This is a genomic window from Massilia sp. NP310, assembly GCF_019443485.1.
Taxonomy (GTDB): domain Bacteria; phylum Pseudomonadota; class Gammaproteobacteria; order Burkholderiales; family Burkholderiaceae_D; genus Telluria; species Telluria timonae.
Map to the genome: position 1 here is coordinate 2,264,698 of NZ_CP080379.1, position 22,128 is coordinate 2,286,825.

Below are 22,128 nucleotides of genomic sequence, written 5' to 3' on the forward strand. Positions count from 1 at the left end.
GCGCTAACGCGCGCAACGCTCGTTGATCCAGTGGCAAGATAGTATTTCATACTGCCATCAAACTATTGCATGAAACGAGCTGTCCTGGCACTCCTGCTGACCTGCATCGCCGTCGGCGCCGCCCTCGAGGCGACGTCGCCGCCGGCCGCTGCCCAGCCCCAGCCGCAGAATCTGGCGCAAACGGCGCCGCGCGCGAGCCAGAACACGGCCGGCGTCGGCACCGGCGCCGCCATCGGCGCGCCCCAGATGCCGGTCGATACCGCGCCCGCGGCCACGCCGAACGCGCCGCTGCCGGGCGAGACCGAGGCCCAGGACGCCCTGCCCGAGCCTTCGCTGGCGGCCCAGGACCTGTACGATTCCGCACGCGGCGACCTGCTGCAGATCCGCATGCTGCTCAAGAACGGCCGCACCCAGTCGACGGTCGGCTCGGGCTTCCTGGTCGGCACCAGCAACCTGGCGCTGACCAATTACCACGTGGTGTCGCAGATGGCGCTCGACCCCGCGATCTATACGGCCGAATACATCGACACCGACGGCAATACCGGCCCGGTCGAGCTGATGGCGGTCGACGTGCTGCACGACCTGGCCGTGGTGCGCATCAACCGCAACGGCAGCGGCTTCTTCAAGGTGCCCGAGCAGCCGGTGCGGCTGCGCCAGGGGCAGCGCCTGTACTCGCTCGGCAATCCGCTCGACCTGGGCTTCGCGATCTCGGAAGGGGCGTATAACGGCGTGCTCACGCGCAGCTTCTACGATCGCCTGATCTTTTCCGGCCCGATCAACTCGGGCATGAGCGGCGGGCCGAGCGTGACCGCCAGCGGCACCGTGGCCGGCATCAACGTCTCGCGCCGGCGCGACGGCGAATCGGTCAGCTTCCTGGTGCCGGTCAAGCATGCGCAGGAGTTGCTGCGCAAGGTGGCCGAGCAGGCCGCCCCGCCGGCCGACTTCAATCCGCTGATCGGCAAGCAGCTGCTGGCGCACCAGGGCAATATGGTCGACAAGCTGCTCGAGGAACCCCTCACGCTCAAGGGCATGGGCCAGTACCTGGTGCCGGTGCGCGAGTCTGGCGAGGTGCGCTGCTGGGGGCGTTCGAATGCGCGCGGCGCGGTCTACAGCACCGACTCGATGAGCTGCGTGATGCAGTCGGCGGTGTTCGTGTCGGATGTGCAGCAGACCGGCAACGTGGCCATGACCCACCAGTACATCCGCAGCGGCACCATGGACCCGATGCGCTTCGCGACGCTCGCCAGCGACACCTTCCAGGTGAACAACCTGGGCAGCACCGGCGACCCGCGCCTGACCAAGCCGTTCTGCACCGAGCGCTTCGTGCATACCCGGACCCTGCCGCTGCGCGCCGTCACCTGCGTGCGCGCCTATCGCAAGTTCGAGGGCCTGTACAACTTCACCCTGCTCACGGCCAGCACCGACGCCTCGCAATCGAGCCTGCAGAGCCGCCTGGACGTGTCCGGCGTCTCGTATGAAAACGGCCTGCGCGTCACGCGCGCCTACCTGGGCGCCTTCGGGCGGAGTGGACGGCGATGAGCGAGCACACCAGCCAGCCATTGGACAAGCCGACGGGCGCGCCGACCAGCGCGCCGATAGGCGGGCCAATGAGCGCCGAGTCGCTGCGCGGCCCGTGGACCATCGAGACCCTGGCCCGCAACGGCGAGGTGCTGCACCGCCACCGCGTGGCGGCGCTGCCGATCCGCATGGGCCGCGCCTACGACAACGACTTCATCGTCGACGACGATTACGCGGCCGCCCACCACGCCGTGGTCGAAGCCGGGCCGGATGGCCGCCTGCGGCTGCGCGACCTCGGCAGCCGCAACGGCATCGTGCACAAGAGCCGGCGCATCAAGGACGAACTGGCGCTCGACGGCGACACCGTGGTGCGCATGGGCCACACCTCGCTGCGCATCCGCGGCGCCGCGCAGCGGGTCGCGCCGGAGATGGTCGATCGCACCATGCACGGCTGGGAAGGCATGCTGCCGGGCGGCGCCGGCATCGTATTGGCCGTGCTGGCGGCGCTGCTGGTGGCCTGGCTGACCGACGCCAGCAACGACCTGGAGCGCTATGCCCTGTTCCCGGCCGCGGCCAGCGGCATCGGCCTGGCCTGGGCCGGCCTGTGGGCCTTCGGCAACCGCCTGTTCGGGCGCCGCGCGCGCCTCGGGCGCCACCTGTTCATCTATGGCTGCGCGCTGGCGGCGCTGGTGGGCCTGCGCCTGCTGGCCAGCGTGGTGGCCTATGCCTGGTCGCTCGAATGGCTGACCGCGTATGCCTCGCACGCGGCGGTGGCGACGGTGGCGGTGGCGGTCTACTTCCACCTCGCCACCGTCACGCCGCAGTACCGGCGCCGGCTGCGCCTGGCCTGCGGCGCGCTGGCGCTCCTGGTGTCGAGCCTGATCCTGGCCGGGAACATGCAGCGCCACGGCCGCACCGCCGACGAGCTGTACATGCCGGTGCTGCTGCCGCCCGAGCTGCGCGCCAGCCCGGACGTGCCGGTGGCCGATTACATCGACCAGGTGGGGGCGATGAAGAAGGAGATCGACGCCGAGCGTAGCGGTGGCAACTGAATGGCAGCTGAGCGGCAACTGAACGGTAAGCGGGCGCGCTAGCCGAGCTGGCCCAGCAGCCGGCTCAGCGTCCCGGCCGCGATCGGCTTGGTGAAGTGGTGGTCGAAACCGGCTTCGCGCGCGCGCAACTGGTCTTCGCCGGAACCCCAGCCGGTCACGGCGACGATGACCGTGCGCGCCAGCGCCGGCAGCGCGCGCAGCCGCGCCGCGAGCTCGTAGCCGTTCATGCCCGGCATGCCGATGTCGAGGAAAGCGATGTCGGGCGTGAAGTCGCGCACCAGCGCCAGCGCGTCGCGGCCATTGGTCGCGCTGCGGATCTCGTGGGCGTTCATCTGCAGCAGCAGCGACAGGCTCTCGGCGGCATCGGTGTTGTCGTCCACCACCAGGATGCGAAAACTGCGGCGCGGGACCGCGCGCTGCTCTTGGCGCGCCTCGGACAAGACCTCGTCCGGCCCGGCGCCCGGCCGCGCGCCGAGCGGCAGGCGCACGGTGAAGGTGCTGCCCTGGCCGGCGCCGGCGCTGTCCACCTCGATGCGGCCGCCGTGCAGGGCCACCAGCTGGCGCACCAGTGACAGCCCGATGCCCAGCCCGCCCTGGGCCAGGCCGCCATGGTCGCCGACCTGGCTGAACATCTCGAAGATCGCCTCACGGTGCTCGGGCAGGATGCCGACGCCGCTGTCGCTCACCGCGACGATCGCCATGCCCGTGGCCTCGCCCGCCGCCCCGCTCGCGCCCTTGCTCACGTCGAGGCGGATGTCGCCGCCGGGCGGGGTGTACTTGGCGGCATTGGTCAAGAGGTTGCTCACCACCTGGGCGACGCGGATCGGGTCGATGTCCAGCAACAGCGGCTCGTGCCAGAGCCGCACGTCGAGCCGGTGGCGCGCGCCCTGGATGACCGCCGTGCTGGTCTCCACCGCGCTCGTCACCACCCGGTTGAGGTCGACCAGCTGCTTGCGGATCTCGATCTTGCCGCTGCTGACGCGGGCGACGTCGAGCAGGTCGTCGACCAGGTGCGACAGCTGGTGGGTCTGGCGCTCGAGCATCTCGCGCACGCGCGCCAGGGTGTCCGGATTGTCGGCGCGCAGGCGCATGATCTCGAGGCCGGTGCGGATGGTCGCCATCGGGTTGCGCAGCTCGTGCGCCAGCACCGCCAGGAACTCGCTCTTGCGCCGGCTCGCCTCCGAAGCCTCGCGCGCCAGGCGCCGCATGTCTTCCTCGATGCGCTTGCGTTCGCTGGTGTCGCGAAACACCAGCGCCACGTGGCGCGCCTCGGGCGCGCCGATGCGCGAGGCGTTGACCTCGAACCAGCGTTCGAGCTTGGGCGAATATTCCTCGAACAGGATCGATTCGCCGGTGCGCGCCACCGCGCCGTAGCGTTCCAGCCAGACCGATTCGAGGCCGGGCGCCAGCTCGTGCACCGAGCGTCCCTTGGCGTCAAGAATGCCGCTCTGGATCGCGAACATCGGGTTCACTTCGATGAACACCAGGTCGCAGGGGGCGCCGCCGGCGTCGAATTTCACTTCCAGGATGCAGAAGGCTTCATCGACCTCCTCGAACAGCTTGCGGTATTTTTCCTCGGACTCGCGCAAGGCCGCCTCGGCGCGCTTGACGCGGTCGATGTCGGTGACCACCGAGACCTGGCCGTTGACCTGTCCATCGGCATCGCGGATCGGCACCGAACTGATATGGGTCCAGACCTCGCGACCGTCGTCCTCGCGGTACAAGGCCTCCATGCCCGGCACGACGCGCTCGCCGCGCAGGGCGCGGGCGCCGGGAAAATCCTCGCGCGCCACCGGCGCGCCATCCTCGTCGAATATCGTCCAGCGCGCGAAGCCGCGCTCATCGCGCGACGGCATGCGGCGCGTCGGCAGGTAACGCTCCATCGCGTCGTTCGCCAGCACGATCACGCCGCTGGCGTCGCTGACGCCGACCCCGACCGGCAGGCTGTCGAACAGGGCCGACAAGCGCGCATCGCTCGCCCGCCGCGCCTGATCGGCGCGGCGCGCCTCGAGCACCCGGCCGGTGGTCTCGAAAGCGGTATGAACGAAACCGCCCGCCACGCCGTCGAGGCCGCGCAAGGGCACGTAGGATGCGGCGAACCAGCGCTGGCATTCCTGGTCTCCCGGCGGCAGCGTCACGCACAAGTCCTCGACATGGCCGGGCCGTCCCGCCATGGCGGCGTCGGCCAGCGGCTTGACCTCGGGCCACATGGTCGGCATGACCTCGCTCAGCGGCCTGCCGAGCGCGCCCGGATGGGCATGGCCGAGCAGCGCCGCATAGGCGTCGTTGTACAGCATCAGGTAACGCTCGCTCCAGCACACCAGGGTCGGATGGGGCGCATCGAGCATCAGGTCGAGCGCCACCCGCAGCTCGACCGGCCAGCCGCCCGGCTCGCCCATGGGACTCGACGACCAGTCATGGGCCGCAAGCAGGGCCCGCATCTGGCGCCGGTTATCGGCATCGTCGCTGTGGTGACCAGGAATGTTCATGGCCCATTGTCGCACGATGGGCTTGCAGGCACGGCAATGGTCACCAATTGTCACATTTACCACGGCGCGCCGTTTTGACAAGCGTGGGCCGATGCACGATGATCGGGTCTTTCTCAGATGGAACCCATCCGTGCCCTCTTTTTCACACCGCGCAAACCGCAGCCTCATCGTCGCCGGCATTGCCTGGATGCTGTTCTGGAGCCTGATGGTGCTGGTCGCGCTGGAAGACTATCGGCGCGACGGCGGCACGGCCCTATGGCAACCGGTGTTGTGGGAGACCTCGTCCGCGGTGGTGGCGACGCTCCTGTTCCTGGTCCAGCGCCGGTCAAGCAGCGGCGACGATGCGCTGGTCGCCACGCCCCGGCGCTGGTTCGGCCGGCAACTTCGCTGGCTGCCGCTGTACTGGTTCGGCTTCACGCCCATCGTGTTCGCGATCCGGCACGGCATCTATGCGCTGGCCGGCGTCCGCTACGAACACCAACCCTGGTCCGACGTCTTCGTCTACGAGGCGCTCAAGATCTCGGTGTTCTTCGGCCTGTTCACGACGATCGGCTTCGGCCTCCTGTCCTACCGCGAAATGATGAAGGAGCGCGTGCGCGCCGAGCAGGCCGGCGCGCTGCTGCGCGAAGCCCAGCTCGAACGCCTGACGCGCCAGATGCAGCCGCACTTCCTGTTCAACGCGCTGAACACGATCTCTTCCCTGATGCATACCGACGTGGCGCGCGCCGACGCCACGCTGGTGCGCCTGGCGGACGTGCTGCGCGCCACCCTGGCGCTGGGCGAGCGGCCGCAGGCGCGCCTGCGCGACGAGCTGCGCCTGGCCCAGGGCTATGCGGCGGTGATGGCCGAGCGCTTCGAGGGACGGGTGACGCTGGCGTGGGACGTCGACCCGGCCGTGCTTGACGTGATGCTGCCCGCCATCAGCCTGCAACCGCTGCTCGAGAACGTGTTCAAGCACACCGTTGGACGGCGCCGCGAGGCGACCGCGATCCGGGTCGCGGCCGCCGTCGACGGCGGCGCCATGGTGCTGCGGGTCGAGGACGACGGCGGCATGCTGGAAGAATCGAGCGCGCCCGGCATCACGGTGGCCAACCTGCGCACGCGGCTGGCCGCCCTGCACGGAGAACACGCGAGCCTGGCCTTGGTCGCATTGGCGCCGGCTGGCGTGCGCGCGGAAATGAGGCTGCCATGCACGTGCTGATCGTCGACGACGAACGCCCGGCGCGCGACCGGCTGCGCCGCATGCTGGCTTTGGCGCCAGGCATCGCGTCGGTGCGCGAAGCGGTCGATGGCGTCGAGGCCCTGCGCATGGTCGAGAGCGAACGGCCGGATGCGCTGCTGCTCGATATCGAGATGCCGGAGCTCTCGGGCATCGACCTGGCCGCCTCGCTGCCGGCGCCGGCGCCGCTGGTGGTGTTCGTCACCGCCCATGAGGATTATGCGCTGCGCGCCTTCGACAGCGAAGCGGTGGACAATCTGCTCAAGCCCTTCGACCAGGAACGCCTGCACCGGGCGCTCGAACGGCTGCGCGCGCGCCTGGCGGCGCCAGTGCAGGCGGCATCGCCGCCGCCCAGTCCCCCGCGCCAGTTGCTGGTGAGCGAACGCGGCGCGACGCGCGTGGTGCAGGTGGCCGATATCGAGTGGCTCGAGACGGCCGACAACTATGTGGCGCTGCACACGTGCGCCGGCGCCCCGCTGCTGCGCCAGACCCTCGGCGCCCTGCTCGGCCAGCTGGGAAGCGCCTTCATGCGCTGCCACCGGCGCGCGGCGGTGCGCCTCTCGGCCATCGACCGCATCGAGCCGCTCGACAAGGGCGATTGCGAACTGGTGCTGCGCAGCGGCGCGCGGGTGCCATGCAGCCGCCAGCACCGCCCCGCCCTGCTCGCACGCCTGGACCCGGCTCGCCCCACGTAAGGCCCGGTTCGCCCCCTGGCGCTGGCAGCGATCCCGCCTGCGCGCGATGCTGGCGTCTCCATCATCACCAGAGCGCGCCATGCAGCCAACCACTTCCGCCGGCAATCACCGCCTGTATTTCCTCGACTGGGTCCGCATCCTGGCCTTCTTCGTTCTGATCGCCTACCACGTGGGCATGTACTACGTGAGCTGGGGCTGGCACGTGAAGAGTCCGCATGCCGGCGCCGGTCCGGAACCGTTCATGCTGCTGTCCTCGCCGTGGCGCCTGAGCCTGCTGTTCTTCGTGGCCGGCGCGGCCTCGCATTTCTTGCTGCGCAAGATGGCGCCGGGGACCTTCGTGCGCCGGCGCAGCCTGCGCCTGCTGCTGCCGCTGCTGTTCGGCATGCTGGTCATCGTGCCGCCGCAGCCCTGGCTGGAGGTGGTCGAAAAGCTTGGCTACGCCGACGGTTTCATGGCGTTCATGCGCCTGTACCTCGTCGGCTACGGCGGCTTCTGCCAGGACGGCTGCCTGGTCTTGCCGACCTGGAACCACCTGTGGTTCGTCGCCTACCTGTGGGTGTACACGCTGGTGCTGGCCGCCTGCGCGGCATTGCTGGGCAACGCCCGCATCGAGGCGCTGGCCGCGCGCAGCGCCGGCATGGTGAGCGGCTGGAAGCTGATCGCGCTGCCGGCGCTGTTCCTGGCGATCGTGCGCATCCTGCTGGCCGACCGCTTCCCGGGCACCCACGCCCTGGTCGACGACTGGTTCAATCACGCCACCTACCTGCCGATGTTCCTGCTCGGCGCCCTGGTGGCGCGCAGCCGCCCGGTGTGGGAACACATGGAGAGCGTGCGCTGGAGCGCCCTCGGCATTGCGCTGGCCGGATGGGCCGCGCTCGTGGCCTGGCACGCCGCCCCGCACCATGAACACAGCGCGCAGATGATGGCGTTCTGGGTCCCCGTGATGCGTTGCGTGTATGCGCTGTGCGCCTGGAGCGCCATCGTCGCCGCCTGCGGTTTCGCGCGCCGCCACCTGGACCGCGACGGGCCGGCGCGCCGCTACCTGACCGATGCGGTGTTCCCGGTCTATATCGCGCACCAGACCCTGATCGTCGTGATGGCGCATGCTTTCAAGCCGCTTAACCTGGCGCCCGGCGTCGAGGCCCTGCTGCTGATGGTCCTGACCGCGACCGGCAGCTTCGCGCTGTACGAAGCCGTGCGCCGTATGCGCTGGGTGCGCCCGCTGTTCGGCCTGGCGCCAGAGGCGAGAACGGGAGGCATGCCGCCCCTGGCGCACGGCCAGGCGACGGCGCCGCGCTGATCAGTGTGTCGCCAGCGCCTGGCGTCCCTGCTGGCCGGCCTGGAGCGCCTGCGTGGTCTGCTGGGCCGCCTGCTGGCTGGTCTGCTGGGCCGGCTGCGCCGCGCCGTCGGCGCGCGCGTTGCCTGCACCATCGGCGCGCGTGAACGGGTCGGTCATGGTGCGCAGCGCCTCCTGCTGGCTACGAATGCCGCGCTCGGTTTCCTCGGCCGAGGTGCGCGCCACCTCGTCGACCACGGCGCGCGCGGTGCGGGTGGTGGCCTGCACGTGCTGCTCGGCCACGCGCGCCAGCTCGACCTGGGCGTCGGTGGCCAGGCGCGAAATGTGCTGCTGGTAGGCGCGCAGCTTTTCGGTGGCCGGCTGGGCCCGCGCCGAGGCCGCGCCCAGCAGTTCGGACTGGCGGTCGACATTCAGCACGTGCTGGCCGGCCAGCGTGGTCTCCTCGAGCATGGTCTGGGCCAGCTGGATGTTGAGTTCACACATCTGCTGGAAGGAACGGAACAGGGATTTGGACATGTCGTTGACGAAGGCGGTCTGGGCGTCCAGGTGGGTGCGCACGGCCGGCGTCACGGATTGCGGAAACGGATACATGCAAAGCCTCTCTTTGAGTGGAATTGAACGTGAAATGAATGAGTCGCGTGCCTGGGCACGAACAACGAACATTAAAGCGCTACCGTTCCTGCACAGTTGAGGTGCACCAAACGTGCAGGCTCCCTGATATTCGGGCTGGCCCGATCCTTGCATGTCAGAAAGCACCCTGGATTCCAAGGGCTTTGTGGGAGGTAAAGATGATTGGACAGAACGATGTAGTCGAATTCGCGGGCACGCCCGGGCGCACGGTCCGCGTGCTGTGGATCGACAAGCCGCGGGCGCTGGCCTGGACCTATCAACTGGGCAGCCATGCGGCCATGCCCGAGCCGACGCCGCTGGCGGTGCTGGAAGAAGCGCTGGCGTCCGGCCAGGCGCGGCGCCTGCTGGTCGACCCGTTCGCGGCGGCGCCGCCGCGCGAACCGGTGCCGCAGGGCTACCTGAACCTGCAGGCCAAGGCCTGGTCGGCCGTGCGCGCCCTGCACGCCGACCGCCACGCACTGGTCGATCCGCGCCAGCGCGCCACGCTGATGGCCGCCTACGCCGCCGCCCACGGCATGTCGAAATCGAGCATCCTGCGCTACCTGCGCCGCTACTGGGAGCGCGGCCAGACGCCCGACGCCCTGCTGCCGGACTACGGCAATTCGGGCGCGCCGGGCCGCACCCGCGCGGTCACGGCCGGCATCAAGCGCGGACGCCCGCGCAAGGGCGCCGGCACCGGCACCAATGCCGACGAGCGGATGCGCGCGATCTTCCGCGCCGCCGCCGCGCGCTATGCGGCCAGCCATGACGGCTTCTCGCGCCGCGCCGCCTATCGCCAGATGCTGGAGGACTTCTTCCAGGACGTCGACGCCGGCGCGCTGCCCAGCTTCGGCCAGTTCAATTACTGGCTCGAGCGCGACGCCGCCGTCCCGCCGCCGGTCACGCTGGCGCGCCCGGCGCCGCCGCGCCCACCGGTGCATGCACCGATGCATGCACCGTCGCGGTTCACGCAGCACGCCGCCATGGCCTGAGCGATCGCGGTGCACCGCACGCCGTCATGGTGCGCGGTGCGCGTAGCGCTACCCTTGCGCCGGCGCCAGCGGCGCGCCGCAATCCTTGCAGAAGCGGGCGCGCGGATCGTGGTCGCCGCTGCCGCAGGCGCCGCATTGGCGCGGCGTGCCGCGCGGGGCGTGGCGCGACATCTTCTGCGACGTCATCTCGGCCGAGACGATCCCCGTGGGCACCGCCAGGATGCCCCAGCCCAGCAGCACCATGAACGAGGCGATCGCCTTGCCCACCGGCGTGTGCGGCACGATGTCGCCGTAGCCGACGGTGGTGATGGTCACCGTGGCCCAGTACATCGACATCGGAATGCTGGTGAAGCCGTTCTCCGGCCCCTCGACCACGTACATCACGGTGCCGAGGATCAGGATCAGCATCAGCACCACCGACAGGAACACCATGATCTTGCGCCGGCTGGCGACCAGAGCCTCGCCCAGGCGCGTGTATTCCTCGATGTACAGGGTCAGCTTGAAGATGCGGAATACGCGCAGCAGGCGCAGGATGCGCACGTCCAGGAACACCTGGCTGCCGGGCAGCAGCAGCGACAGGTAGGTCGGCAGCACCGACACCACGTCGATGATCCCATAGAAGCTGCGCGCATAGCGCAGCGGGCGCTGCACGCACACCAGGCGCGCGATGTATTCGATCGTAAACAGCAGCGTGAAGCCCCATTCGAGCACCGAGGTCACGCCAGAATACTGGCTGTAGATGGCCGGCACGCTGTCGAGGATCACGACCAGGATGCTGAGCAGGATCAGGATCACCAGCACGATGTCGAAACGGCGCCCGGCCGGGGTGTCGGTGCCGAAGATGACGTCGAACATGCGAGCGCGCCAGCCGTCCGGCGGCCGGCCCAGCAGCGTGGGCAGGTCGCGCGGCGGCGTCGGCACGAACTTGCTGTCGATCTTGCTGTCGGTCGCGCGGATCATCTGGGGTGAAGTCCCGCCGGCGAAGGCGAACCCTTATCTGGCATGCTGCTCCACCCAGGCGGCAAAGGCGGCCATGAATTTCTGGAAGAAGGCGCGCGACGATTCGTCGACCAGCTCATCCCCCTCGTACTTGCCGGCGACGCCGCCGACATAGGCTTCCGGCGCCGGCATGGTCGGCATGTTCAGGAACGGCAGCATCTGGCGCAGGTGGTGGTTGGCGCCGAAGCCGCCCAGCGCGCCTGGCGAGACGCTGACGATGGCGCAGGGCTTGTCGGCGAAGGCCGCCTTGCCGTAAGGGCGCGAGCCGACGTCGATCGCGTTCTTCAACGCGCCCGGCACCGAGCGGTTGTATTCAGGGGTGCAGAACAGGATGCCGTCGGCCTGGCGGATGGCGTCGCGAAAGGCCGCGAATGCGCTTGGGGGCGGATCGGTCTCGTCGTCCTCGTTATACAGCGGCAGGTCGCGCAGCTCGACGATCGCGAGCTCGAGTCCTTGCGGCGCCAGCGCGATCAGGCTGTGGGCGACGCGGCGGGTGTACGAGTCCTTGCGCAGGCTGCCGACGAGGACGGCGATTTTTTTCGAGGCCATGATATTCCTTTATTGGATGAGGTCGTTTTGCCAACCTCCGATGATAGCGGCTTTCGTTCGCGCGGTGCGTCGCACACGGAAAACACCTGTAAATACCCTCGTAAACACAGCAACTGCATGGTAACTGCACGGAAATGCCTGGTTGGCAACAGGATCATATCCAGTTAGAATCGGGCCCGACCTTGCCCGTCGGGGCCGCATGCGATGCCGGACCGACACGGCGCAGCGTTCCAGGAAGGAACACCACACTACCGACTTTATCAACCCACGCGCCTGATCGCGCAGCAGAACCATGAACCTCGAAGAATACTTCCCCGTCCTCATGTTCATCATCATCGGCATCCTGGTCGGTGTCGCGCCCCAGGTCCTGGGCCGCGTCCTGGGGCCGCATCGCCCCGATGAACAGAAGCTGTCCGCCTACGAGTGCGGCTTCGAGGCCTTCGGCGACGCCCGCATGCAGTTCGACGTGCGCTTCTACCTGGTCGCGATCCTGTTCATCCTGTTCGACCTGGAAGTGGCCTTCCTGGTGCCGTGGGCGGTCGTCGTCACCGATATCGGCTCGACCGGTTTCTGGGCCATGATGGTGTTCCTGGGCCTGTTGACCATCGGCCTGGCCTATGAGTGGAAAAAAGGCGCGCTGGACTGGGACTGATCGGCCATGGACGCCATGCTGTTCGTGAACCTGGTGATCGGCATCGGCCTGCTCGACGCCGCCTGGCGCTCGCACAAGAACGCCAGGCCGCGCACGGCGGCGCTGCTGGCGACCATCGCCGGCGCCGGCATCGCCCTGAGCCTGTTCGTGCTGGCCACCGGGACCGGCGTCCCTCCTCCCAGCGTCGACTAGACCGCGACGGCCGCGCTCCGCGGCCTTTTTTCTCGCCTACAGCCGCAGGCGCCGGTACATCTCCAGGAAGCGCTTCACCTGCGGCTTGCTCATGACGGCCACCGGGTCGCCATGCCAGGCATACAGGAAAGGCTCGCCGCCCTGGCGGTCGGAGATGCGCACCGACAGCAGGAAGCGCGTGCCCAGGGGATAGCGCGCCGTGTCGAGCAGGCTGCGCGAACACTGCACCCGCATATCGGTCGCGAAGGCTTGCCCCGACACCGGCCGGATGCGCGGCTTGCCGGTGCGCGCATCCAATGCCGATTCGACCGCCACCTCGCGGTAAGCCCAGGCGTCGCGCGCCACGCCTAGGCCCCCGCCAGCTTGGGCGGGCGCACCACCGCCGCTTCGCGGATCGGCAGGTTCACCAGGGCCGCGGCCAGCGCCAGCGCCATGTCGGCATACCACATCCAGCTGTAGTCTCCCGTGTGCACGATGGCCAGGCCGCCCAGCCAGGCGCCGAAGAAGCCGCCGATCTGGTGCGACAGCAGGGTCATGCCGAACAGCGTGGCCAGGTAGCGCACGCCGAACAGCTTGCCGACCAGGCCGGCCGTCGGCGGCACGGTGGCCAGCCAGGTAGCGCCGAGCGCGGCGGCGAACAGGTAGAAGGTCCATGCGGTCTTCGGCGCCAGCAGGTACAAGGCGACCAGCATGGCGCGGCTGGCATAGATCCAGAACAGCAGCGACTTCATGCGGTAGCGCGAGGCCAGCATCCCGGCGCCCAGGCTGCCGGCGATGTTGAACAGGCCGATCAGGGCCAGCGCCGTGGCCGAGACGCTGGCCGGCAGGCCGCACAGCGCGACTTCGCCCGGCAGGTGGGTGACCAGGAAGGCGATGTGGAAGCCGCAGGTGAAGAAGCCCAGGTGCAGGCAGATATAGCTGCGGTCGCGCATGGCCTGGCGCAGCTGCTGGCCCAGCGAGATCGAAGGCGCAGCCGGCTGGGACGCGGCGGGCGCGGCGCCGGCAGCACTAACGGGAGAAGCGGCGGCGGCTTTCCTGCCGCGCAGCGGCCAGGCCAGCGGAATGGTCAGCAAGGTGGCGGCGGCCATGGTGAGCATGGCCCAGATCCAGCCGGCGCCGGCGATGATCGCGCCCATCAGCGGCGCGAACACGAACTGGCCGAAAGAGCCGCCGGCGTTGATGAAACCCGAGGCGAACGCGCGCCGCTCGGCCGGCAGGCGCTGCGCGGTGGCGCCGATCAGGATCGAGAAGCTGCCGGCGCCGGCCCCGGCCGCCGAGAGAAAACCCATGGTCAGCAGCAGCGCCCACTGCGAATCGACGAAGGGCGTGGCGGCGGTGCCCACCGCCAGCATCAGGCCGCCGAGGGCGATCACCCTGCCCGGCCCGTACTTGTCGGCGACGGCGCCGAAGACCGGCTGGGCCGCGCCCCACATCAGCTGGGCCACCGCCATCACGAAACTGATGCTGGCCACGCCGAGCCCGGTCGCGGTGTTCAGCGGCGACAGGAACAGGCCGCTGGTCAGCCGCGCGCCCATCGTGATCATCATGATGGCGCTGGCGACCAGGATCAGGGTCCAGGCCGCGCGCGGAGATGGATCGAACGGCGGTGTCGGGTTGGCGTTGGTCATCAGGCAATTATAGATTGCCTTTTCGACCTTTGCCGAAGCCCGTCAATACCGCTTCAAGACGCCTCGTTGGCGGCCCGGATCAGCAGCGCGGTCGAGTGCGCCGCCATGCCCTCTTCGCGGCCCAGGTAACCCAGCTTCTCGTTGGTCTTGGCCTTGATGTTCACCTGCTGCGGCGACACGCCCAGGTCTTCGGCGATGCGCGAGACCATCAGCGGAATGTGCGGCGCCATCTTCGGCTGCTGGGCGATGATGGTGGCGTCGATATTCCCGATGGTGTAGCCCGAGTTCAGCACCCGGTGCGCGACTTCGCGCAGCAGGGTGCGCGAATCGGCGCCGGCGAACATCGGGTCGGTGTCCGGGAAATGCTTGCCGATGTCGCCCAGCGCGGCCGCGCCCAGCAGCGAATCGATGATCGCATGCAGCAGCACGTCGGCGTCGGAATGGCCCAGCAGGCCCAGGCGGTGGGGAATGGTGACGCCGCCGACGATCAGCTTGCGGCCTTCGACCAGCGCGTGGTTGTCGTAGCCGGTGCCGATGCGAAACGGAGGATGGGGGTTGTAGGATGCGAGTGCCATGGTATGTGGTTCGTGTCGGTCAAATGGTGGAATCGAGCGCCAGGTACATCTCGGCGATGCGGATGTCGGATGGCAGCGTGACTTTCAGGTTGCGCGGATGGCCTTCGACCAGTCGCGGGGCCAGGCCCAGCGCCTCGACGGCGCTGGCGTCGTCGGTGATCGCGGCCGGGTCGAGCGCCGCGTCGAGCGCGCGGCACAGCAGCGCGTAGGAAAACATTTGCGGGGTCTGGGCCAGCCACAGCCCGTCGCGCGGGACGGTGGCGACGCCGTCGTCGCCCCGGCGCTTGACGGTATCGACCACCGGCAGCGCCAGCAGGCCGCCGGCCGCGTGGTCGCCGGTCTCGACGATCAGGCGTTCGATCAGCGCGGCGTTCAGCCCCGGCCGGGCGGCGTCGTGCACCAGCACGCGGTCTTGTGCGCCGAGCACGCCGGCCAGCGCATGCAGGCCGTTGCGGATCGACTCCATGCGGGTGGCGCCGCCGCAGCGCAGCACGGTGACCCGGCTGCCCGGCTCCCTTGCGTCGGGCAGCACGCCGTCGATGAAGGGGTCGTCCGCGCTCACCACCACATAGGTGTGGGCGATGAGCGGGCTGGATAGAAACGCGTCGACCGTGTGACGCAGCATGGGCTTGGCGCCGATGGCCAGGTATTGCTTGGGACTGCCGGCCGCCATGCGGGCGCCGACGCCGGCCGCCGGAATGAGGGCGACATGCTGCTGCACTGCCGTGTTCGTTTCGTTTGCTTGTTCGGTGGTCATGAACTGCTTCGTGATGCCTGTCTAAGCAAAGACTGTACCTCACCTGCGCAAACCTTGCCCAGGCGGGCGTATTCCTGCGGCGTATCAATGGCCGCCTGCAATACTTCGACTTTTTCCATCTCACGTTTAATGTAGGGCATCCAGCTGCGGTCGACTTCGCGCTGGAGCAGAGATCGTGCCTGGCCGATCGGCGCATACAACGGCTTGCCGGCGAAGCGCGCCGCCAGGCGGGCGCGCACGATGGCTTCGGCCTTCGGCAGGAAATCCTGGTAGGTCTGCAGGTGGCGCATCTCGTGGGCCAGCACTTCCCGGTACGAACACGATCCCGGCGGAAACTCGCGGCTGACATAGATCACGATCGGCGCGTAATACAGGTTGACGTCCATGCGCGGCGCCACGCATTCGTAGCCGCTGGCCCCGTCCGTCAACATGCGCCCGCCGACCTTGATGCTCACCCGGGCCTCGGTATGCGTCAGGCCCAGCACCCAGGACCCACGGCGCACGCTGCCTTTCAGGCGGGTCAGGTCGAAGTAGGAACGCGTGTTGTCGATGCGGTAGCCTTCGCTGCGGCTGGACAGGACCGAGATCGTCTCGCCGATGGTGTCTTCGCATTGCGCCTGGAAAGGAGTGCGGGCCTGGGCCGAGGCCGGGGCGGCCATGACGACCGACAGCGCCGCCGACAGCGCGACCAGGCTCCGACGCGGCCGCATGATGCTCAGGCAGGCGTCCAGTCGCCGGCCAGGATCTTCTCGAGCCAGAAGGTGCCGATGATCGTTTTCACGTCGGTGATCTCGCCCTTGCGCACCATCTCGAGCAGCTCGGGCACGGTGGCGCTGAAGAGCTCCAGGAACTCGCCGGCGTCGAGCTGCTGTTCGCCCGCGCTCAGGTCTTCGGCCAGGAAGATCTCGAGGTGCTCGTCCGAATAGGCGATCGCGTTGTGGATGGTGCAGACGAAGCGCCAGCGTCCCGCCGTGTAGCCGGTTTCTTCCCGGAGCTCGCGCCTGGCGCATTCGAGGTGGTCTTCGCCCGGGTCGATCTTCCCGGCCGGGAATTCGATGAAGACCTGCGCGTTCGGATAGCGGAACTGGCGCTCGAGCAGCACGCGGCCGTCGGGCAGCAGCGGCAGGATCACGACCGCGCCGGGATGGCGCAAGAACTCGCGCTGGCTTTCCGAGCCGTCCGGCAGGCGGATGCGGTCTTTCTCGACTTTCAGGAAATGGCCGTCGTAGACGACGCCGCCGTCGATGCGGGTTTCTTTCAGATCCGACACTATGGGCTCCAATGTTACGCAGATGGGAAATATCATAAGCCAAACGCGTCGGCGGCGGAGCGCCAACCCTGCTTGCCGTAGGGTTGGCGGCTCCGCCGCCGACGCGTTCAAGGAACGGGAATTCAGCCGCGCCGCTTGCGCATATACCGCATCACGAAGCCCGGAAACGCCAGCACCAGGAACATGCAGCCGGTGACCGCATAAAACTCCCAGGTCTGCACGAACACCGAACCGATGCGCGATTCCAGCAGCCTGGCGACCAGGCCGACCACGAAGTACAGCACCACCAGCTCGAGCAGGCGCAGCGCGAAGACCTTGTTGCGCGGCTCCCCTGCCCCCTTGCCGCCGGGGACCGGCACGAGCCCGAACAGGCGCTCGTTCACGAACGGCAGATTGGCCCCCGCCAGCGCGAGGGCAATCACCAGCAATGCGGCCAGCGAGCTATCCATTGGTCAGCCTCAGTTCGCCAGGGTCGCCTGCATGGCGCTGTAGCAGATCGCCAGCAGGCCGCCCGGGACGATGCCCAGCACGACGATGGCGACGCCGTTGAGCGACATGATGACGCGCATGTCCGTCGGGGTCGAGATGGCGGCGGTGTCCACCGCTTCGTCGAACCAGATCGTCTTGACGATGCGCAGGTAGTAGAACGCGCCGATCAGCGAGAACATCACGGCCACGACGGCCAGCCACACCATGCCGGCGTTGGCGACGGCCTGGATCACGGCGTACTTGGCGATGAAGCCCACCATCGGCGGCACGCCGGCCAGCGAGAACATCAGGATCGTGGCGACAATCGCGAACCATGGGCTGCGCTTGCCGAGACCCTTGAAGTCGCTGATCAGTTCCGCCTCGTGGCCGGCGCGCGCCAGCATCATGATCAGGCCGAAGGTGCCCACCGTGGTCAGCACGTAGATGATGGTGTAGTACATCGCGGCGCTGTAGGCAGCGGCGGCATTGGTGGTGTCGCCGTCGACGTTGCCGACCACCAGGGCCAGCACCACGAAGCCCATCTGCGCGATGGTCGAATACGCCAGCATGCGCTTGATATTGGTCTGCGCGATCGCGGTGACGTTACCGAAGGCCAGCGACAGCACGGCGACCACCAGCAGCATCTGCTGCCAGTCGAAGGCCATCGACGGCAGCGCTTCGGCCAGCAGGCGGATCACGATGGCGAAGGTGGCGATCTTCGGCGCGCCGCCCAGCAGCAGGGTCACGGCGGTCGGCGAACCCTGCACGACGTCCGGCACCCACATGTGGAACGGCACCACGCCCAGCTTGAAAGCCAGGCCGGCCACCACGAACACCAGGCCGAACACCAGGATGGTGCGATTCGCGCCTTCGGCTGCGGTGATCTGGGCGATCGCATTGATGTCGAGCGAACCGGTCGCGCCGTAGATCATCGAGATGCCGTACAGCAGGAAGCCCGATGCCAGGGCGCCGAGGATGAAGTACTTCATCGCGGCTTCGGTCGAGACCGCGTGGTCGCGGCGCAGCGCAACCAGCGCGTACAGCGACAGCGACATCAGTTCCAGGCCCAGGTAGATCGACAGCATGCTGTTACCCGAGATCATGATCATCTGGCCCAGCATCGAGAACAGCGCGAGCGAATAGAACTCGCCGCCCAGGTTACCCGACATCATGCCGCGGTCGCCGGCGTACTGGCGCGAGTAGACGATGGTCATGGCCGTGGCCAGGTAGGTGAACAGCTTGAGCAGGTTCGACATCGGATCCGACACGTACATATGACTGAACGTATAGACAGTCGCGCCGCCGTTGAAGTCGATAAAGGAAAAGATCGCGCAGCCGCCGATCGCCAGCAGCGACAGGCCATAGGTCAGGTTGCGCTTGCCTTCCTTCAGGAACAGGTCGATCAGCAAGATCGCGGACGTCGCGATCAGCAGGAAGATTTCGGCATAGACCGGCGCCAGATTGGTGTCGGCAGCCGATAACAGGGTCGAGTTCATTTCATTCATGGCGTTTTATTGAGGCACTTTGCTGACTGCGACGTGCTGAAGCAGGTCGGTGACCGACACTTGCAGGGTCTCGGCGATCGGCGCCGGGTACAGGCCCATCGCCAGGGTGGCGATTGCCAGCACCGACAGGATGGCGAACTCGCGACCGTTCAGGTCGGTCAGCTCGGCGACTTTCTTGTTGGCGACAGGGCCGAACACGACGCGCTTGACCATCCACAGCGAGTAAGCCGCGCCCAGGATCAGGGCGGTGCCCGATGCGACGCCGGTCCAGAAGTTGAACTCGACCGCGCCCAGGATCACCATGAACTCGCCGATGAAGCCCGAGGTCGCCGGCAGGCCGGCATTGGCCATCGAGAACAGCACGGCGAAGGCGGCGAACTTCGGCATGGTGTTGACCACGCCGCCGTAGTCGGCGATTTCACGCGAGTGCACGCGGTCGTACAGCACGCCGATGCACAGGAACATCGCGCCCGACACGAAGCCGTGCGAGATCGCCTGCATCAGGCCGCCCTGCACGCCCAGGTCGTTGAACATGAAGAAGCCCAGGGTCACGAAGCCCATGTGCGCGATCGACGAATAGGCGACCAGTTTCTTCATGTCTTTCTGCACCAGGGCCACCAGGCCGATGTAGATCACGGCCACCAGCGACAGACCGATGACGACCGGCGCCAGGTATTGCGATGCGTCCGGGGTGATCGGCAGCGAGAACCGCAGGAAACCGTAGGCGCCCAGCTTCAGCATGATCGCGGCCAGCACGACCGAACCGCCGGTCGGCGCTTCGACGTGGGCATCCGGCAGCCAGGTGTGCACCGGCCACATCGGCACTTTCACGGCGAAGGCCATGAAGAAGGCGATGAAGATCAGGATCTGCTCTTTCATCGTCAGCGGCAACTGATGCCAGGCCAGGATGTCGAACGTTTGCGACTGGGTGTACAGGTAGACGATCGCGACCAGGGTCAGCAGCGAACCGAAGAAGGTGTACAGGAAGAACTTGAATGCCGCATACACCCGGTTCGGGCCGCCGAACACGCCGATGATGATGTACATCGGGATCAGGGTGGCTTCGAAGAAGAAGTAGAACAGCAGGCCGTCCAGCGCGCAGAACACGCCGATCATCAGGCCCGACAGGATCAGGAACGAGCCCATGTACTGGGCCACGCGCTCTTCGATCACCTGCCACGCCGCCAGCACCACGATGATGGTGATGAAGGCGGTCAGCGGCACGAACCACAGCGACAGGCCGTCCACGCCGAGGCGGTAGAAGACGTTGAAGCGCTCGATCCAGGCCGCCTGTTCATAGAACTGCATGCCGTGGGCGGCGTTGTCGAAATTGGCGATCAGCGGGATCGTCGGCAGCAGGCTGACGACGGCGCCGACCAGCGACATCATGCGCACCATCCCGGCGTTCTTGTCGCGGCCGATGGCCAGGACCAGCACGCCGAACAGGATCGGGAGCCAGATCGCCAGGCTCAGGTACGGTGGAAACGTAGAAATTGTTGACTGCATCATTTTTCTTTATCTCTGCCTGTGATTAACCGCGCCAGAACGGGAAGAAGTACAGCATCGCTGCCAGTACGCCGACGATCATCACGAACGCATAGTGATAGATGTAACCGGTCTGCGCGCGCTTGGTGATGGTCGAGAACCAGGCCACCAGTTTGGCGCTGCCGTTGACGACCAGGCCGTCGATCAGGCCGCGGTCGCCGACATTCCACAGGCCCTTGCCCACGCCGAGTGCGCCGCCAGCGAAGAACTTCTGGTTGAACGCATCCATGTAGTACTTGTTGTCCAGCAGGGTGTGCAGCGGCTTGAGCTTGGCGTAGAACCAGGCCGGCACGCGCGGATTGACCATATAGCAGTAGTAGGCGGCAACGACGCCTGCCAGTGCCAGCCAGAACGGTGCGGTCTGCAGGCCGTGCAGGGCCATCGCGCCGGCGCCATGGAACATCTCGCCCAGTTCCGCCATCGCAGGGTGAGCAGGATTGACGGTGATCACGCCATCGAAGAAGTTACCGTGCAACATAGGACCGATCGCCAGGTAGCCGACGATGACCGACGGGATCGCCAGCAGGATCAGCGGCAAGGTCACGACCCAAGGCGACTCGTGCGGCTTCTGGCCCGGGGCCAGACCGTGGTGGTGATGGTCGTCGTGCGCGTCTTCCTCATGGTGCGCGCCCGAATCGTGCAGTGCGTGCGGATCGGCGTGGTCGTGCGCGGCGGCTTTGGCATGCGCATGATCGTCATGATGATCGTGTGCATGTGCCTTGCCAAAACGCTCTTCGCCATGGAACACCAGGAAATACATACGGAACGAGTAGAACGCCGTGACGAACACGCCGGCCAGCACCGCGAAGTTGGCGAAGCCCGAGCCCGGCAGGTTACTTGCGTGCACCGCCTCGATGATCGAGTCCTTCGAGTAGAAGCCCGAGAACAATGGGGTACCGATCAGGGCCAGCGAACCGATCAGCGAAGTGATCCAGGTGATCGGCATGTACTTGCGCAGGCCGCCCATGTTGCGCATGTCCTGGTCGTGGTGCATGCCGATGATGACCGAGCCGGCGCCAAGGAACAGCAGCGCCTTGAAGAAGGCGTGGGTCATCAGGTGGAAGGCGGCGACCGAGTAGGCCGACACGCCCAGCGCCACGGTCATGTAACCGAGCTGCGACAAGGTCGAGTAAGCGACCACTCGCTTGATGTCGTTCTGGATGATGCCCAGGAAGCCCATGAACAGCGCGGTGATCGAACCGATGACGATGATGAAGGAGAGTGCGCCATCCGACAGCTCGAACAGCGGCGACATGCGCGACACCATGAAGATGCCGGCGGTAACCATGGTCGCGGCGTGGATCAGTGCCGAGATCGGGGTCGGGCCTTCCATCGAGTCAGGCAGCCACACGTGCAGCGGGAACTGCGCCGACTTGCCCATCGCGCCGATGAACAGGCAGATGCAGGCGGCGGTCAGCAGTGGCCAGTCGGTGCCCGGCACGGTCATGGTGGCCAACTGGTCGGCTTGCGCGAACACTTCGGTGTAGTTCATCGAACCCGACGCGGCCAGCAGCAGGCCGATGCCGAGGATGAAGCCGAAGTCGCCGACACGGTTGACCAGGAAGGCCTTCATGTTGGCGAAGATCGCGGTCGGACGGGTATACCAGAAGCCGATCAGGAGGTACGAGACCAGACCCACCGCTTCCCAGCCGAAGAACAGCTGCAGGAAGTTGTTGGACATGACCAGCATCAGCATCGCGAACGTGAACAGCGAGATGTACGAGAAGAAGCGGTTGTAGCCGTCGTCTTCCGCCATATAGCCGATCGTGTAGATGTGGACCATCAGCGACACCGAGGTCACGACGCACATCATCATCGCGGTCAGGGTGTCGATCTGGAAGCCGACGGCGAGCTTCAGCGTGCCGACCGTCATCCAGGTGTAGATGTCTTCATTCAGCTTGAAGCCGTCGAGCGTGGCCATCAGGGTCTGCACCGAGATGATCAGCGCGATCAGCACGCCCAGGATGGTCGCCGTATGCGACACCTTGCGACCGACCACATTGCCCAGGAACTTGGTACCGAGCAGGCCGGCGATCGCCGAGCCTGCCAGCGGCGCCAGAGGCACCGCCAGTAAGAGTGAGGTTGAAATTTGCCCCGCCATGTTGAACCTTATTCGT

Annotated in this window: 22 protein-coding genes; 8 read left to right on the plus strand and 14 right to left on the minus strand. The window is 67.2% G+C overall.

What is annotated here, in order from left to right; genetic code table 11:
* Positions 1–69: 69 nt before the first annotated feature.
* Both KY496_RS09755 and KY496_RS09760 read left to right on the plus strand, forming a co-directional pair.
* A complete protein-coding gene (locus KY496_RS09755; RefSeq protein ID WP_005666483.1) occupies positions 70–1,539 on the plus strand; it encodes a serine protease in 1,470 nt (489 codons plus the stop codon).
* Entirely contained in the window at positions 1,536–2,570 is a 1,035-nt protein-coding gene (locus tag KY496_RS09760; RefSeq protein WP_219864615.1) for an FHA domain-containing protein, read from the plus strand. The genes KY496_RS09755 and KY496_RS09760 overlap by 4 nt, the downstream gene beginning before the upstream one ends.
* 38 nt (positions 2,571–2,608) lie before the next feature.
* Here the strand turns inward: KY496_RS09760 and KY496_RS09765 are convergent, their stop codons facing one another.
* Positions 2,609–5,059 carry an ATP-binding protein gene (locus KY496_RS09765; RefSeq protein WP_219864616.1) on the minus strand — a complete coding sequence of 817 codons (2,451 nt, stop codon included), beginning with the start codon at positions 5,057–5,059 and terminating at the stop codon, positions 2,609–2,611.
* A 130-nt stretch (positions 5,060–5,189) separates the two neighbouring features.
* Between KY496_RS09765 and KY496_RS09770 the strand changes: the two genes are divergently transcribed.
* The 3 genes from KY496_RS09770 to KY496_RS09780 all read left to right on the plus strand — a co-directional run bounded on the left by KY496_RS09770 (position 5,190) and on the right by KY496_RS09780 (position 8,273).
* Entirely contained in the window at positions 5,190–6,260 is a 1,071-nt protein-coding gene (locus KY496_RS09770; protein WP_229520491.1) for a sensor histidine kinase, read from the plus strand.
* Positions 6,248–6,973, plus strand: a complete 726-nt coding sequence (locus KY496_RS09775) for a LytTR family DNA-binding domain-containing protein (RefSeq protein WP_219864618.1) — start codon at positions 6,248–6,250, stop codon at positions 6,971–6,973. The genes KY496_RS09770 and KY496_RS09775 overlap by 13 nt, the downstream gene beginning before the upstream one ends.
* Positions 6,974–7,052: 79 nt before the next feature.
* Positions 7,053–8,273, plus strand: a complete 1,221-nt coding sequence (locus KY496_RS09780) for an acyltransferase family protein (RefSeq protein WP_219864619.1) — start codon at positions 7,053–7,055, stop codon at positions 8,271–8,273.
* On the opposite strand, the gene KY496_RS09785 is transcribed toward KY496_RS09780, so the two are convergent.
* Positions 8,274–8,861 carry a phasin family protein gene (locus tag KY496_RS09785; RefSeq protein ID WP_219864620.1) on the minus strand — a complete coding sequence of 196 codons (588 nt, stop codon included), beginning with the start codon at positions 8,859–8,861 and terminating at the stop codon, positions 8,274–8,276. It abuts the gene before it with no gap.
* Positions 8,862–9,058: 197 nt separating this feature from the next.
* Between KY496_RS09785 and KY496_RS09790 the strand changes: the two genes are divergently transcribed.
* Positions 9,059–9,871: a hypothetical protein gene (locus KY496_RS09790; protein ID WP_219864621.1), complete on the plus strand. Its 813-nt coding sequence runs from the start codon at positions 9,059–9,061 to the stop codon at positions 9,869–9,871.
* Between the two features lie 48 nt (positions 9,872–9,919).
* On the opposite strand, the gene KY496_RS09795 is transcribed toward KY496_RS09790, so the two are convergent.
* Both KY496_RS09795 and KY496_RS09800 read right to left on the minus strand, forming a co-directional pair.
* Positions 9,920–10,831 carry an ion transporter gene (locus KY496_RS09795; RefSeq protein WP_219864622.1) on the minus strand — a complete coding sequence of 304 codons (912 nt, stop codon included), beginning with the start codon at positions 10,829–10,831 and terminating at the stop codon, positions 9,920–9,922.
* Positions 10,832–10,864: 33 nt separating this feature from the next.
* Entirely contained in the window at positions 10,865–11,419 is a 555-nt protein-coding gene (locus tag KY496_RS09800; protein WP_005666471.1) for an NADPH-dependent FMN reductase, read from the minus strand.
* Positions 11,420–11,711: 292 nt separating this feature from the next.
* On the opposite strand from KY496_RS09800, the gene KY496_RS09805 reads away from it, so the two are divergent.
* Together KY496_RS09805 and KY496_RS09810 are read left to right on the plus strand one after the other, a co-directional pair.
* The gene (locus tag KY496_RS09805) at positions 11,712–12,071 is read left to right on the plus strand and encodes an NADH-quinone oxidoreductase subunit A (RefSeq protein ID WP_005666469.1); all 360 of its coding nucleotides are present in this window, start codon (positions 11,712–11,714) and stop codon (positions 12,069–12,071) included.
* A gap of 6 nt (positions 12,072–12,077) precedes the next feature.
* The gene (locus tag KY496_RS09810; RefSeq protein ID WP_005666467.1) at positions 12,078–12,263 is read left to right on the plus strand and encodes a hypothetical protein; all 186 of its coding nucleotides are present in this window, start codon (positions 12,078–12,080) and stop codon (positions 12,261–12,263) included.
* A gap of 36 nt (positions 12,264–12,299) precedes the next feature.
* Here the strand turns inward: KY496_RS09810 and KY496_RS09815 are convergent, their stop codons facing one another.
* From KY496_RS09815 to nuoL, 10 genes are all read right to left on the minus strand, one after another.
* The gene (locus KY496_RS09815) at positions 12,300–12,608 is read right to left on the minus strand and encodes a hypothetical protein (protein ID WP_005666464.1); all 309 of its coding nucleotides are present in this window, start codon (positions 12,606–12,608) and stop codon (positions 12,300–12,302) included.
* Positions 12,609–12,610: 2 nt separating this feature from the next.
* Positions 12,611–13,891: an MFS transporter gene (locus KY496_RS09820; protein ID WP_219864623.1), complete on the minus strand. Its 1,281-nt coding sequence runs from the start codon at positions 13,889–13,891 to the stop codon at positions 12,611–12,613.
* 53 nt (positions 13,892–13,944) lie between these two features.
* Entirely contained in the window at positions 13,945–14,466 is a 522-nt protein-coding gene (gene ispF, locus KY496_RS09825) for a 2-C-methyl-D-erythritol 2,4-cyclodiphosphate synthase (protein WP_005666461.1), read from the minus strand.
* Positions 14,467–14,485: 19 nt separating this feature from the next.
* Positions 14,486–15,223: a 2-C-methyl-D-erythritol 4-phosphate cytidylyltransferase gene (gene ispD, locus KY496_RS09830; protein WP_005666459.1), complete on the minus strand. Its 738-nt coding sequence runs from the start codon at positions 15,221–15,223 to the stop codon at positions 14,486–14,488.
* On the minus strand, positions 15,220–15,933 hold the full coding sequence (locus tag KY496_RS09835; RefSeq protein WP_219864624.1) for a hypothetical protein: 714 nt from the start codon (positions 15,931–15,933) through the stop codon (positions 15,220–15,222). The genes ispD and KY496_RS09835 overlap by 4 nt, the downstream gene beginning before the upstream one ends.
* Positions 15,934–15,938: 5 nt before the next feature.
* Complete coding sequence (locus KY496_RS09840) at positions 15,939–16,496, minus strand: NUDIX domain-containing protein (RefSeq protein WP_219865092.1); 558 nt, start codon at positions 16,494–16,496, stop codon at positions 15,939–15,941.
* Positions 16,497–16,615: 119 nt separating this feature from the next.
* Positions 16,616–16,942 carry a DUF2818 family protein gene (locus KY496_RS09845; RefSeq protein WP_219864625.1) on the minus strand — a complete coding sequence of 109 codons (327 nt, stop codon included), beginning with the start codon at positions 16,940–16,942 and terminating at the stop codon, positions 16,616–16,618.
* A gap of 9 nt (positions 16,943–16,951) precedes the next feature.
* Positions 16,952–18,466 carry an NADH-quinone oxidoreductase subunit NuoN gene (nuoN, locus tag KY496_RS09850; RefSeq protein ID WP_005666451.1) on the minus strand — a complete coding sequence of 505 codons (1,515 nt, stop codon included), beginning with the start codon at positions 18,464–18,466 and terminating at the stop codon, positions 16,952–16,954.
* 6 nt (positions 18,467–18,472) lie between these two features.
* Complete coding sequence (locus KY496_RS09855) at positions 18,473–19,975, minus strand: NADH-quinone oxidoreductase subunit M (RefSeq protein WP_005666449.1); 1,503 nt, start codon at positions 19,973–19,975, stop codon at positions 18,473–18,475.
* 22 nt (positions 19,976–19,997) lie between these two features.
* Complete coding sequence (gene nuoL / locus KY496_RS09860) at positions 19,998–22,112, minus strand: NADH-quinone oxidoreductase subunit L (protein WP_005666447.1); 2,115 nt, start codon at positions 22,110–22,112, stop codon at positions 19,998–20,000.
* Between the last annotated feature and the right edge of the window lie 16 nt (positions 22,113–22,128).